A 14,137-nucleotide genomic window follows, 5' to 3' on the forward strand; every position below is an offset into this window, starting at 1 on the left:
ATGAAATTTGCCGTGATTGTTTTTCCTGGATCAAATTGTGATGCGGACTTGCTTTGGGCGATCCGTGATGTGATGGGCGCAGAAGCAGACTATGTTCGTTATGATGAAACTTCTCTTGAAGGGTATGACGGAGTATTGATCCCTGGCGGCTTTTCGTATGGCGATTATTTACGTTGTGGGGCGATTGCTCGTTTTTCAACGATCATGGATGAAGTGATCCGTTTTGCTGAAGAAGGAAAACCTGTTTTTGGTACATGTAACGGATTCCAAGTGTTGACGGAGGCTGGATTATTACCAGGTGTATTAAGAAGAAATGATTCACTGCGTTTTATCTGTAAATCAGCTCAACTGAAAGTCAATAACCAAACATCCTTCACTTCAGAGTACGGCGAAAATGAAGTGATCCAGTTGCCGGTGGCACACGGTGAAGGCAATTATTTTTGCGATGAAGAGACACTTCAAGAACTGATCGACAACAACCAAATCGTGTTTACATACGAGGGAGAAAATATCAACGGCAGTGTGGCTAACATTGCAGGGATTACAAATAAAGCTGGAAATGTGCTAGGGATGATGCCTCACCCAGAACGAGCAATGGAAGCGTTGCTTGGCTCAGAAGATGGCAAACGTTTCTTTGCTTCGCTATTGAAGAATTTCGGAAAGGTGACTGCATAAATGAAAACGATGATGGAGCCAACTGCATTAGAAATCAAAGAACAAAAGATTTACACGCAATGGGGACTGACGGATGAAGAATACCGGATGATCGAAGAAGACATCTTAGGTAGAATACCTAATTATACAGAGACCGGTCTGTTCTCAGTCATGTGGAGTGAACATTGTTCTTACAAAAACTCGAAGCCAATCTTAAAAAAATTCCCAACAAGTGGGCCGAATGTCTTACAAGGACCTGGTGAAGGGGCAGGGATCGTCGATATTGGAGACGGACAAGCAGTAGTCTTTAAAGCAGAAAGTCACAATCATCCTTCGGCAGTCGAACCTTATGAAGGCGCAGCAACTGGTGTTGGGGGCATTATTCGCGATATTTTCAGCATGGGCGCACGTCCAATTGCTTTACTCGATTCCCTGCGTTTTGGCGAATTAGATAATCCTCGCACAAAATATCTTTTAGAAGAAGTTGTTGCCGGTATCGGAGGGTACGGTAATTGTATCGGCGTACCGACGGTTGGTGGTGAGATCGCCTTTGATCCTTGTTACGAAGGAAATCCATTGGTAAATGCCATGTGTGTTGGGCTGATCGATCATAAAGATATCCAAAAAGGACAAGCATCAGGTGTGGGCAATTCAATCATGTATGTGGGTGCTAAAACCGGTCGTGATGGTATCCACGGTGCGACATTTGCTTCCGAAGAGTTTAGTCAAGAAGAAGAACAACAACGTTCAGCTGTGCAAGTGGGCGATCCTTTTATGGAAAAATTATTGTTAGAAGCTTGTTTAGAATTGATTTTGGACCACGCAGATATCCTGGTCGGTATCCAAGATATGGGTGCGGCAGGACTTGTTTCATCTAGTTCAGAAATGGCTTCAAAAGCAGGCTCTGGTTTGGTATTGACCTTGGATGATGTCCCACAGCGTGAATCACAGATGACGCCTTATGAAATGATGTTATCTGAATCGCAAGAACGGATGTTGATCTGTGTGAAGGCAGGTTCAGAAGCACGTGTCCAAGAACTATTCCAAAAATACGATCTAGACGCGGTAACGATCGGAAAAGTAACGGATGATGGGCAGTACCGTTTGTATCATCATGGAAAAGAAGTAGCCAATCTTCCGGTAGATGCCTTAGCAGAAGATGCACCTGTCTACCATAAAGAGATGGTTGAACCTGAACGCATGGCAAAATTCCGTGAATTAGGGCAATATCAACCAGTGATCGATGACCCAAATAACGTGTTGCTAGATTTATTGCAACAACCAACGATTGCCTCAAAACGTTCGATCTATGAAACTTACGATTCTCGTGTCCAAACGAATACAGTCGTTGCTCCGGGTAGTGATGCCGCAGTCTTGCGTATTCGCGGGACCAAAAAAGCGTTAGCGATGACGACGGATTGTAATGCTCGTTATATTTATCTAGATCCAGAAGTTGGCGGCCAGATCGCTGTTGCAGAAGCAGCACGAAACATCGTCGCGAGTGGTGGGCAACCATTAGCCATCACGGATTGTTTGAACTATGGTTCTCCAGATAAACCAGAAGTATTCTGGGAGTTAGCATACTCAGCTGATGGGATTGCCAAAGCCTGTGAAGTATTGGAAACGCCTGTGATCTCAGGGAATGTTTCTTTATACAACGAAACCGATGGACAAGCGATCTACCCAACGCCGATGATCGGTATGGTCGGATTGATCGAAGCGCACGAACATATCACTACCCAAGAGTTCAAACAAGCGGGAGATTTGATCTATGTGATCGGCCAGACATTTGCAGACTTTAACGGTAGTGAATTACAAAAGCTACAGTTAGGTAGAATCGAAGGAATGATGGAACATTTTGATCTAACTACCGAAAAAGAAAACCAGACCTTGATGTTAGAAGCAATCAAAGCTGGACTGATCCAAAGTGCGCATGACTGTGCAGAAGGTGGGTTAGCGGTAGCTATCGCTGAATCAGCGTTTACAAATGGATTTGGTGTATCAACGACAGTTGATCTGCCAGTTTCTCAACTGTTTTCTGAAACACAATCACGTTTTGTCGTATCAGTAACAAAAGAAAACCAACAAGCATTTGAAAAACTAGCTGGTGATCGTGTGACATTTCTTGGTCACGTGACGGAAGAAAAACAATTAGTGGTACAAGCAAGTGATGGAAGCATTGACTTGGCAGTCGCTTCTGCGAAACAGTCTTGGGAGGAAGCAATCGAATGTCTTATGAAGTAAGAAGTATCAATGAAGAATGTGGAGTGTTCGGCGTTTGGGGACACCCTCAAGCCGCTAACGTCACTTATTTTGGTTTGCATAGTTTGCAGCATCGTGGGCAAGAAGGCGCTGGTATCGTATCGAATGACGATGGGAAATTATATGGTCACCGTGATCTTGGGTTGCTTTCTGAGGTCTTCAAAGATCCAAGAAAACTAGCTTCTTTATCTGGACAAGCCGCAATCGGTCACGTTCGCTATGCCACCGCTGGCAATGGCAGTGTGGATAATATCCAACCTTTTTTATTCAAGTTCTACGATCAATCGATCGGGTTGGCTCATAACGGCAATCTGACCAATGCTCGCTCTTTGCGGACCTCTTTAGAAAAAGATGGTGCGATCTTTCATTCCAATTCAGATACAGAGATCTTGATGCATCTGATCCGTCGCAGTGACGAAAAAACATTCTTAGATAGATTAAAAGAAGCCTTAGCTGAGGTAAAGGGCGGATTTGCCTACTTATTATTGACAGAAGACGCAATGGTGGCGGCACTGGACCCTAATGGTTTTCGTCCCTTAGCCATCGGTCAAATGAAAAATGGCGCATATGTCATTACTTCTGAAACTTGTGCGTTGGAAGGAATCGGTGCGCGTTTCGTACGCGATGTCTTGCCAGGAGAAATCGTGATCATCAATGATGAAGGGTATACGATCGAACAATACACGACAGATACTCAACTGGCGATCTGTTCCATGGAATATATTTATTTTGCACGTCCGGATTCTGATATTGCAGGGATCAATGTTCATACGGCACGTAAAAATATGGGAAGACGTTTAGCAGTTGAAGCGCCGATCGAAGCGGATATGGTCGTTGGTGTGCCCAACTCCTCGTTGTCAGCAGCCAGTGGCTATGCTGAAGCAAGTGGTATCCCTTATGAAATCGGCTTGGTGAAAAATCAATACGTTGCACGTACGTTCATCCAACCAACCCCAGAATTAAGAGAACAAGGAGTGCGGATGAAACTTTCAGCGGTTCGGGGTGTTGTGGAAGGGAAAAAAATCATTATGGTCGATGATTCGATCGTTCGTGGCACCACTAGTCGAAGAATCGTCAACTTATTGAAAGAAGCTGGAGCAAGGGAAGTCCATGTGCGGATCGCATCGCCACCATTGAAATATCCATGTTTTTACGGGATCGACATCCAAACGAGAAAAGAACTGATCGCAGCGAATCATTCAATCGAAGAGATCAGAGAATGTATCGGCGCAGATTCGTTGGATTTCTTAAGTGAAGAAGGCTTGATTGGAGCAATCGGTCTGCAAAAAGATGCCCCTTATTCAGGATTATGTATGGCATATTTCAACGGTGATTATCCGACACCACTTTATGATTACGAAGAAAAATACCAAGAATCTTTAAAAGAAAAAGTATCATTTTTTTAACCGGAGCAAACGAAGGGAGCAAGCAATCAAATGGGTAATGCTTATGCAAAAGCAGGTGTGGACGTAGAAGCGGGCTATGAAGTCGTGGATCGTATCAAAAAACATGTGAAGAAAACAGAAAGAATCGGTGTGATGGGCGCATTAGGCGGCTTTGGTGGCTGCTTTGACCTTAGTGGTTTCCAATTAAAAGAACCTGTCTTAGTTTCCGGAACAGACGGTGTGGGCACCAAGTTAGCAGTGGCGATTGCCGCAGATCGCCATGAAACGATCGGTATCGACTGTGTCGCGATGTGTGTCAATGATATTTTGGCACAAGGAGCAGAACCTTTATACTTTTTAGATTATTTGGCAACAGGTAAAAATGATCCTGAACGTCTAGAAAAAGTCGTAGCAGGCGTTGCCACTGGCTGTGTTTCAGCAAACATGGCATTGATCGGTGGAGAGACAGCAGAAATGCCAGGTATGTACCAAGGGGATGATTATGATCTGGCAGGTTTTGCGGTAGGAATCGCGGAAAAAGCGCAATTGATCACTGGTCAATCGATCACAACAGGTGATATCTTGTTAGGTTTACCTTCTAGCGGTATCCATTCAAATGGCTATTCTTTGGTTCGTAAAATCTTTTTAGAACAGCAAGGATTTTCATTAGAAGAAACGATCGAAGGGTTGGATGCACCCTTGGCAGATGTATTGCTCGAACCAACAAAAATCTATGTTGCGACGTTATTACCACTAATCAAAGAAGAGAAAATCAAAGGTGCGGCACATATTACAGGTGGTGGATTCATCGAAAATATTCCAAGGATGTTACCAGAAAATGTGGCTGCCAACATCGAGTTAGGCACTTGGCCAGTTTTACCGATCTTCGATTGTTTACAAAAATATGGTGAAATCCCTGCACATGAAATGTATGAGATCTTTAACATGGGCATTGGAATGGTCATTGCAGTTGCTCCTGAAAATGCGAGTGAAATCATTGATCAGATCCGCAAATCCGGCGAAGAAGTTTATCAAATCGGACAAGTCGTACCGTTTGAGGAGCAAAAAGTCGTGATCGCAGAGGAAAAAAAATGAGAATTGCTGTCTTTGCTTCAGGAAATGGCAGTAACTTCCAAGCGCTGGTCGATTATTTTAAAAAGAACCGACTTTCTGTGACAATCGAGTGGTTATTTTGTGATCAGCCGCAAGCCTATGTTTTGCAACGGGCAAAAAAAGCGCAAGTTGCTGTTACTTGCTTTTCGCCGAAAGAGTTTGCTTCAAAAACAGAGTATGAGCAAGCGATCCTTGAAGAATTAGCGACCCGAGAAATCGATTTGATCGTATTAGCTGGTTATATGCGAATCGTTGGCGAAGGCTTACTGTCAGCTTATGAAAATAAAATGATCAATATCCATCCTTCATTATTACCGAATTTTCCCGGTCTTCATGGGATTCGCGATGCTTTTGAAGCAGGTGTGAAGGAAACAGGTGTGACTGTCCATTATATCGATCGTGGTGTGGATACTGGTCCAATCATTCGTCAGGAAAAAGTGATGATTGAAAAAGAAGATACATTAGCTACATTGGAACAAAAAATCCATCAGATCGAACATCGGATCTTTCCAGAAGTAATTGCAAATATAGTAAATATGGGAGATGTAAAAAAATGACAAGAGCGTTAATAAGTGTTTCAGATAAGACTGGGGTCATTGACTTTGCGAAAGGACTGCGTGCTGCTGGTATAGAGATCATTTCCACAGGTGGAACTAAAACAGCTTTAGAAGACGCGGGAATCGAAACGATTTCCATCGATGAAGTAACTGGTTTTCCTGAAATGATGGATGGCCGAGTGAAAACCTTACATCCAAAAATCCACGGAGGATTGTTAGGACGTCGAGATAGCGAGAGTCATATGGCAGCGATGGAAAAAGAAGCCATCCAACCAATCGATGTCGTCTGTGTCAATCTTTATCCCTTCAAGGAAACGATCTTGAAGCCAGAAACCACTGAAGCAGACGCGATCGAAAATATTGATATCGGTGGACCGAGCATGTTGCGAAGTGCTGCGAAAAATCATGCTTTTGTGACGGCGATCGTTGATCCACTTGATTATGAGGTCGTCTTAGCAGAGATCCAGCAAGAAGGTCAGACCACCCTTGAGACGCGTAGAAAGCTAGCGGCAAAAGTTTTCCGCCATACGGCTGCTTATGATGCATTGATCGGTCAATATCTCACAGAAGCTGTGGGTGAAAAAGAACCTGAGAATCTAACCCTTACTTATACACGCAAACAAGACCTTCGCTATGGCGAGAATAGCCATCAAGAAGCAGCATTTTATCAAGCGGCTTTACCAACGAGTTATTCGATTGCAAGTGCGGTACAAATGCACGGCAAGGAACTTTCTTTCAACAACATCCGCGATGCCGATGCTGCTTTGCGTATTATGAGAGAGTTCACGGAACCAACTGTCGTTGCGTTGAAACATATGAATCCGTGTGGGATCGGAAGTGGCGAGACGATTTTCTCTGCGTGGGAAGCTGCTTATGCTGCTGATCCAGTGTCGATCTTTGGCGGTATCATCGTATTGAATCGTGAAGTCGATTTGGTTAGTGCACAAGCAATGACTCAATTGTTTTTAGAAATCATTATCGCTCCTAGTTACAGTGAAGAAGCCCTTGCTGTACTGAAAATGAAGAAAAATCTCCGCTTGTTGCAAGTCGATTTCTCAAACGTGGAGGGAAATGCTAACGAAATGGTCTCTGTCTTAGGAGGTTTACTGATCCAACAAGATGATAATGCAATGGAAGAACCAGAAAGTTGGACTGTAGTAACCGATCGTCAACCCACGAAAGAAGAGCAAGCAGCGATGGTTTTTGCTTGGAAAGCGGTCAAACACGTCAAATCAAATGCGATCGTCGTGGCAAATCAACAACAAACCCTCGGTATCGGTGCAGGTCAAATGAATCGTGTAGGCTCAGTCAAGCTTGCCATCGAACAAGCGGGAGACAAAGCAGAAACGGCAGCTCTAGCAAGTGATGCCTACTTCCCGATGGATGATTCTGTCGAATATGCTGCGAAGCATGGCATCAAAGCAATCATCCAGCCGGGAGGAAGTATCAAAGATCAAGCATCGATCGATATGGCAAACAAGCATGGTATCGCAATGGTATTTACCGGCGTACGTCATTTTAGACATTAAGAAGGAGTGAATAAAATGAAATGTTTAGTGATTGGCTCGGGGGGACGAGAACATGCAATCAGTAAAAAACTTACAGCTAGCCCGTTAGTCGAAGCGGTGTATTGCGCACCTGGAAACGCAGGGATGAAAAAAGATGGGATTCGATTGGTGGATCTTGTTGAAACGGATCATGAAGGATTGATCGAATTCGCTCGATCTGAAGGGATCACTTGGACATTTGTAGGTCCAGAGATCCCTCTACTCAATGGGATCGTTGATGATTTCCAAGCAGCTGGACTAGCGATTTTTGGTCCAACAAAAGCCGCAGCTTTGATTGAAGGTTCAAAGAGTTTTGCCAAAGATCTCATGACACGTCAAGGTATTCCTACCGCAGAGTCACAAACTTTTACAAGTTTTGATGAAGCGAGGGAATACATTGAAGTAAAAGGTGCGCCAATCGTTATCAAAGCAGACGGATTAGCAGCTGGAAAAGGTGTGGTTGTGGCAGAAACGCTGGAAGTCGCTGTCGCAGCCGCTTCAGAGATGTTAGAAAATGATCGGTTTGGTGTTAGTGGACAACGAATCGTCGTGGAAGAGTTCTTGTCAGGAGAAGAGTTCTCTTTGCTTGCTTTTGTTCGTGATACAGAAGTTTATCCCATGGTGATCTCACAGGATCATAAGCGAGCCTATGATGGAGATCAAGGTCCAAATACTGGTGGAATGGGCGCCTATACACCTGTACCTCAAATTCCACAAGCCATGGTTGATCAAGCGGTCGAAGGTGTGTTGAAACCAGCAGTGCGAGGGATGAAAGACATAGGACGGTCGTTCACTGGTATTTTATATGCAGGTTTGATTGCTACACCAGACGGTCCAAAAGTCATCGAGTTCAATGCTCGGTTTGGTGACCCGGAAACGCAAGTCGTTTTGCCGCGACTCAAAAGTGATTTAGCTGAAATCATTGACCGCCTACTAACAGGAAAGTCGGTAGAGTTGACATGGGAAACAGAAGGCTATCGCTTGGGCGTAGTCGTTGCTGCGGAAGGTTATCCAGAAAATTACCAAAAAGGCGCCTTACTTCCGGATTTTTCAGCTGATCGAGAAGTTTCAGTTTATTATGCTGGAGTGAAGGAACAAGAAAAAGAATTAGTAGCAGCAGGTGGTCGAATTTACCTGGTGGAAGCAAGCGGTCAAACGATCGAAGAAGCACAAGAAAAAATATACTCTGTTTTAAAAGTCAAGAATACTGATCATACATTCTATCGGAGAGATATCGGCTCAAAAGCCTTGGTACAAAAGTAAAAGGCATATAAAGAAATAAAACTATTTTTTGCCGAAAAGGAAAAATAGTTTTATTTTTTTTGAAGCCTTTTCATGGTGGTTATGGTAAAATCGAGTTGGTAAGAAAGGATGAGATTTGATGAAAAAGATTCGTTTAGGTACTTCTGACCAGCTCGTATCCTCAGTCATTTTAGGCTGTATGCGTTTGAATGGTTCTGAGCAACCTGAAAAAGTGATTGAAACAGCTTTTGAAAATGGCATCAACTTTTTTGACCATGCGGATATTTACGGTGGTGGGGACTGTGAAACGATTTTTGCTCAAGCGTTAGCAAAAACTTCGCTAAAACGGGATGATTTATTTATCCAAACGAAATGCGGGATCGTACCAGGAAAGATGTTTGATTTCTCAAAAAAACACATCATTCAATCAGTTGAAGATAGCTTGCGTCGATTAAATATGGAATATGTTGATGCGTTGTTACTTCACCGTCCAGACACGCTAGTTGAACCAGAAGAAGTAGCTGAGGCGTTTGATGAGTTGGAACAATCTGGTAAGGTTCGTTTCTTTGGCGTGAGCAATCAAAAGCCAATGCAGATCGAGTTATTGAAAAAATACGTGAACCAACCATTACTGGCGAACCAATTACAATTTGGTCTTAAACATTCCGAAATGATCGATCAGGGAATCCATGTGAACATGACGGACCAAGCAAGTATTGACCATGATGGCAGTATCCTAGATTATTCTCGTTTACATGAGATGACGATCCAAGCGTGGTCTCCTTATCAATATGGTTTCTTTGAAGGTGTGTTCATTGGGAATGAAAAATTTCCTGAATTGAATCAGTCGTTAGACGAACTGGCAGAAAAATACCAGACGACACCAACCGGCTTAGCGTCGGCGTGGATCTTGCGTCATCCTGCAAATATGCAGGTGATTGCTGGAACGATGAATCTGACAAGAATTGAAGAAATCGCGAAAGCATCTACGATCGATATGACACGAGAAGATTGGTATGCATTGTATCGTGCTGCTGGCAATATTTTGCCATAAAACAAAAGATATCGTTAGCCGACTCTCTGTTTTTTATGAGAAAGAGAGTCGGTTTTTACAAAAATAGAAAAACGATGAACAGTATCGAAGAAAAGAGGAGAATCAATGGATAAACAGTTAAGGAAACTATTACAAGATGAGAGAAAATACTTATACGCCGATTTTAGTACATTACATAAAACACAACAAAAACTATATAATGAGATCACCAAAGAACAAAATAACTTATTGAATAAATTTCCTGAAAATGAAACACAAGCAAAAAAACTTATCGACCCAATCAATTCTTATGAAAATAAGATCGAAATGTGGGTAGCCAACGCCATGCGGATGGAAAAAATGGAGAAACATATCCAATCTATCCGATTAAAATTACATGCGGGCTTTCATCAACCAAGCAAGGCTTTCGAAAGAATGGGTTATCAGGAAAATTCGGCAAGATTCATGCTTGAAAAACGTAACGAACAGTTTTATCCCAAGGTGTTTCAACAATTGATTTCAAATATCACTTCCTTCCTTGGTCAGGATGTAACTTTCGCCCGTGGTGAAGCAAAAATTCCACAATCGGTTGATCTAAACCTAAGTAAAAAAACGCTACAAACACGTAAAGATCGTTTATCAGCTGAGTTTAAAGTACTACATAAAGAATCAAATGAATGGAAAAATGATTTAAAAACCTTAACGAAACAAGTATTACAGCATCGTGAAGATTTAGAAAATCCTGATTTTCGCATGGATTTCAAGAGAGGTTTGGAGTCGCATCATTCTATTGAACATATTGCAGGCCCTGTCATCAATTCGATCGAGTCACTCCATTCAAGTATGTTGAATTACGCAGAAAGTTTGATCCATTTAAATAAAAAAGAGGGAGAACTTTTTGAAACCAGAGCGCAAATCAACGGGAAAGAGCAGTATGTCAATGGTAGCCATACGTTGAAAAGTTTGAATTATCAGCGTGGGCAGGCATTAACTGATCTAAAAGCAATAAGCAAATCACACTATACTCCTAAAGTGCTGTCAGCGATCGATTATGTACGTAGTTTAGGTGCGGGAGTACTAAGAACAGTTGATGTAGATAAGCATGTACAGACGGATAGAAAACTCCAACAAGTAGCTCAGTTGAAAGCGCAAGGTTCTTTCGCCGACCGGACGAATCGTGCGAAAAAAATGGCGGGAGATTTCCAACAAAATCGCCCAACAACAAGTAACCATGAAAAAAGTCGTTAAGAATCATTGTGATTTTACAAACAAAAAAGTAAGGTAGCAATCAAAAAAGCGAACGTTTAAAAATGTTCGCTTTTTTTTACACGAATACTTAATTAAAAGTAAAATACAACTTTTTTATAATGAAAAGCTTGATTTTTTAATGAAATTACGTTAAATTACTTGAGGTGCTAAAAATAAGCACGTAAAAAAGTAGATAATGTTCGTGTTTTTTACGAATATGAAATCGAGAGGACGATATGATGAAAGTATTTGATTACGAAGATATTCAACTGATTCCTAATAAATGTATCGTAAACAGCCGTTCAGAATGTGATACAACTGTGACTTTAGGTTCACATACCTTTAAAATGCCGGTTGTACCAGCAAATATGCAAACGATCATTGATGAAACGATTGCGGAATTTTTAGCTGAAAATGGTTATTTCTATATCATGCATCGTTTTGAAGAAGAAGCACGAATCCCATTTATCGAAAAAATGAAAGCAAGAAATTTAATTTCTTCTATTAGTGTAGGCGTGAAAAAAGACGAGTATGCTTTTGTAGAAGAATTAGCAGAAAAATCGCTTGTACCAGATTATATTACAATTGATATTGCCCATGGACATTCAAATGCTGTGATCGCGATGATCCAACACATTAAGAAGCACTTACCAGATACGTTTGTCATTGCAGGGAACGTCGGCACGCCAGAAGCCGTTCGAGAATTAGAAAACGCTGGAGCAGATGCAACGAAAGTCGGCATTGGCCCAGGAAAAGTATGTATCACAAAAATCAAAACTGGTTTTGGTACTGGTGGTTGGCAATTAGCGGCACTAAGATGGTGCGCGAAAGCTGCCCGCAAACCTATCATTGCGGACGGTGGCATCCGTACACCTGGAGATGTCGCGAAATCAGTACGTTTTGGTGCGACGATGGTGATGATCGGTTCATTGTTTGCAGGACACGAAGAATCACCAGGAGAAACAAAAGTTGAGAACGGTGTCGTTTACAAAGAATATTTTGGATCAGCTTCTGAATTCCAAAAAGGCGAAAAGAAAAATGTTGAAGGTAAGAAAATTTGGATTCAACACAAAGGGTCTTTAAAAGATACGTTAGTTGAAATGCAACAAGATTTACAATCTTCGATTTCTTATGCCGGTGGTCGTGACTTAGAATCGATTCGTAAAGTCGATTATGTCATCGTTAAAAACTCGATTTTCAATGGAGATACGATTTAATTCGAAGTAAGAGAGGGCGGGACGGAAGTGTTCAGCCTCGAGAAATAAGGCGCCATCCACGAAAATTGTTTTTCAAATTTTTGTGGATGGCGCCTTATCTTTCGAAGAGGTTACTTTTGTTCCCGCCGTTTGTTCGGTTATAGGTGGGTGAGGTGAACGAATGTCCCACTTCCTTTTTTTTACATTTTCTTTCTTTTTGAAACTAAGCTACAATAGTAGAAAGTAAATATTTGGAGAATGCGCATGTGGACGAGAATAACTAAACATAAAGGTTCTGCTTACCAACAGATCATGGACCAAATTTTGAAGAAAATCGAAAATGGGCAATTGCAACCAGGAGATAAATTACCTTCTGAAAGAATGTTTGCTGATTTTTTTGGTGTGAATCGTACGACTGTTGTTCATGCGTTGGATGAATTGCGTGGACTAGGGATATTGGAAAGTCGTCAAGGGAGTGGTCGGTTTATTTCTTCGGTGACTTGGGGTGATTTTTCAGAGCCACGGATCGATTGGCGTCAATTGATCTCTGCAAGATACGATAAAATCGTTGATAGTTACGGAGAAAAAGTCAAAGAAGCAAGTCGGAAATCCGATTTTTTAGATTTATATTCAAGTGAAATGCCGCTTGATGTATTACCTAATATGAAGATGCCCAATTATACATTAGAAGGTATCTTAAAAGAAGAACAAGCCGTTTCCGTGTTTGGGTATCAACCGCTGATGGCGCAGATCAGAGAACGCTTGATCAGAAATAACGGATTTTCGTTTAAAAAAAGTCAATTGCTAATCACTGGTGGGGGACAACAAGCGATCTTTCTGATTTTACAAACCATTTTGTCGGTAGGAGATGCCATCGCGGTGGAATCCCCCACTTTTTTCTACCGCTTACCATTGTTTAAAGCACTTGGTACCCGCTTGTTCGGTATTCCAATGGATGATCAAGGGATTGATCTAGAGAAATTGGAAGAAGCTATTCATAAGCATAAGATCAAAGCGGTCTTAGTCAATCCAAATTTTCAAAATCCGACAGGTACTGTAATGGCTGCTGAACGCCGCCAACGTCTAGTCGCGCTGTGTCGCAAATACCAATTGCCGATCATAGAAGATGATGTGTTTGCTGATTTAGCCTTTTCTCCAGAGAAACAAGAGGCTATCACCCCGATCCATGTAATTGATCCGGAAAATGTGCTGTATGTCGGTTCGTTATCGCGTTTGTTGGGGGAAACGACTAAAATTGGTTGGATCGTGGGCCCAACTATTCTGATCCAACGATTGTCTGAGGCACAAAAAATGATGGATGTCTCTTTGAGTATCTTTACACAAATGGCCGCAACTGCTGTTTTTGATTCTTCTTTTGACCAAAACATGGCGAGTCTGTGTCAACGACTAGAAAAGAACAGTCAGCTTTTACGTAGTTGGGTTGATTCGCAAGACTTCTTTCATTTAGCCCCTCTTGCAGGCGGATACTATGGCTGGTTGACTTGGGAGGGTGAAAAGTTTACGAAAGTATTAGCAGAAAGATTATTGCGTGAGGGGTTAGGTGTGGCTCCAGGTTATCTTTTTGGCGAAGACATTGGTTTTAGAATCAACTATAGCCGTATGCGTCCTGATGACCTACCACTGTTCGTTTCACGAATGGACAAACTACGTACATGGTTGGAAGCGAAAGAGAAGCAATAGTAAGAAAAGAAAGAGTAACTTTTGTTATTTTTTTCTTTTCTTTTTTATTTTGTGAAGAAATTTCTGGAAATGTTGACGTATTGCCTGTCAATTAAAAGAAATATGTAGTTGGACAGGCTTATTGTTTGTAAAAAAACCTATGTTAAGGATAAAATTAAAGTAAGTGATTTGTGTAATCACTCACTATCGAGAAAAAAAT

At 41.8% G+C, this 14,137-nt stretch carries 11 protein-coding genes; all 11 read left to right on the forward strand.

Going from position 1 to position 14,137, the window contains the following annotated elements; all coding sequences use genetic code 11:
• The 11 genes from purQ (at position 1) to IGI79_RS05875 (ending at position 13,938) form a co-directional block, all read left to right on the forward strand.
• On the forward strand, positions 1 to 675 hold the full coding sequence (gene purQ / locus IGI79_RS05825; protein WP_065096815.1) for a phosphoribosylformylglycinamidine synthase subunit PurQ: 675 nt from the start codon (positions 1 to 3) through the stop codon (positions 673 to 675).
• Positions 676 to 2,898, forward strand: a complete 2,223-nt coding sequence (gene purL, locus IGI79_RS05830) for a phosphoribosylformylglycinamidine synthase subunit PurL (RefSeq protein WP_207463897.1) — start codon at positions 676 to 678, stop codon at positions 2,896 to 2,898.
• Positions 2,883 to 4,322, forward strand: a complete 1,440-nt coding sequence (gene purF / locus IGI79_RS05835) for an amidophosphoribosyltransferase (protein WP_065096813.1) — start codon at positions 2,883 to 2,885, stop codon at positions 4,320 to 4,322. The genes purL and purF overlap by 16 nt, the downstream gene beginning before the upstream one ends.
• A 30-nt stretch (positions 4,323 to 4,352) precedes the next feature.
• The gene (purM, locus tag IGI79_RS05840) at positions 4,353 to 5,396 is read left to right on the forward strand and encodes a phosphoribosylformylglycinamidine cyclo-ligase (protein WP_207463896.1); all 1,044 of its coding nucleotides are present in this window, start codon (positions 4,353 to 4,355) and stop codon (positions 5,394 to 5,396) included.
• Positions 5,393 to 5,971, forward strand: coding sequence for a phosphoribosylglycinamide formyltransferase (gene purN, locus IGI79_RS05845; RefSeq protein WP_207463895.1), 579 nt, complete (start codon positions 5,393 to 5,395; stop codon positions 5,969 to 5,971). The genes purM and purN overlap by 4 nt, the downstream gene beginning before the upstream one ends.
• Positions 5,968 to 7,500 (forward strand): bifunctional phosphoribosylaminoimidazolecarboxamide formyltransferase/IMP cyclohydrolase, encoded by a 1,533-nt coding sequence (gene purH / locus IGI79_RS05850; RefSeq protein ID WP_065096738.1) that lies wholly within the window; start codon positions 5,968 to 5,970, stop codon positions 7,498 to 7,500. Before purN ends, purH begins: the two co-directional genes overlap by 4 nt.
• A 15-nt stretch (positions 7,501 to 7,515) precedes the next feature.
• Positions 7,516 to 8,781: a phosphoribosylamine--glycine ligase gene (gene purD, locus IGI79_RS05855; protein WP_065096737.1), complete on the forward strand. Its 1,266-nt coding sequence runs from the start codon at positions 7,516 to 7,518 to the stop codon at positions 8,779 to 8,781.
• A gap of 118 nt (positions 8,782 to 8,899) precedes the next feature.
• Positions 8,900 to 9,814 carry an aldo/keto reductase gene (locus IGI79_RS05860; RefSeq protein ID WP_065096736.1) on the forward strand — a complete coding sequence of 305 codons (915 nt, stop codon included), beginning with the start codon at positions 8,900 to 8,902 and terminating at the stop codon, positions 9,812 to 9,814.
• A 105-nt stretch (positions 9,815 to 9,919) separates the two neighbouring features.
• The gene (locus IGI79_RS05865; protein ID WP_065096735.1) at positions 9,920 to 11,041 is read left to right on the forward strand and encodes a hypothetical protein; all 1,122 of its coding nucleotides are present in this window, start codon (positions 9,920 to 9,922) and stop codon (positions 11,039 to 11,041) included.
• Between the two features lie 239 nt (positions 11,042 to 11,280).
• Positions 11,281 to 12,258, forward strand: coding sequence for a GMP reductase (gene guaC, locus IGI79_RS05870; protein ID WP_019723828.1), 978 nt, complete (start codon positions 11,281 to 11,283; stop codon positions 12,256 to 12,258).
• Positions 12,259 to 12,501: 243 nt separating this feature from the next.
• Entirely contained in the window at positions 12,502 to 13,938 is a 1,437-nt protein-coding gene (locus tag IGI79_RS05875; protein WP_195274401.1) for a PLP-dependent aminotransferase family protein, read from the forward strand.
• The last annotated feature ends 199 nt before the right edge of the window (positions 13,939 to 14,137 follow it).

This window comes from Enterococcus sp. AZ084 (genome assembly GCF_051714905.1).
GTDB lineage: Bacteria > Bacillota > Bacilli > Lactobacillales > Enterococcaceae > Enterococcus_B > Enterococcus_B pernyi.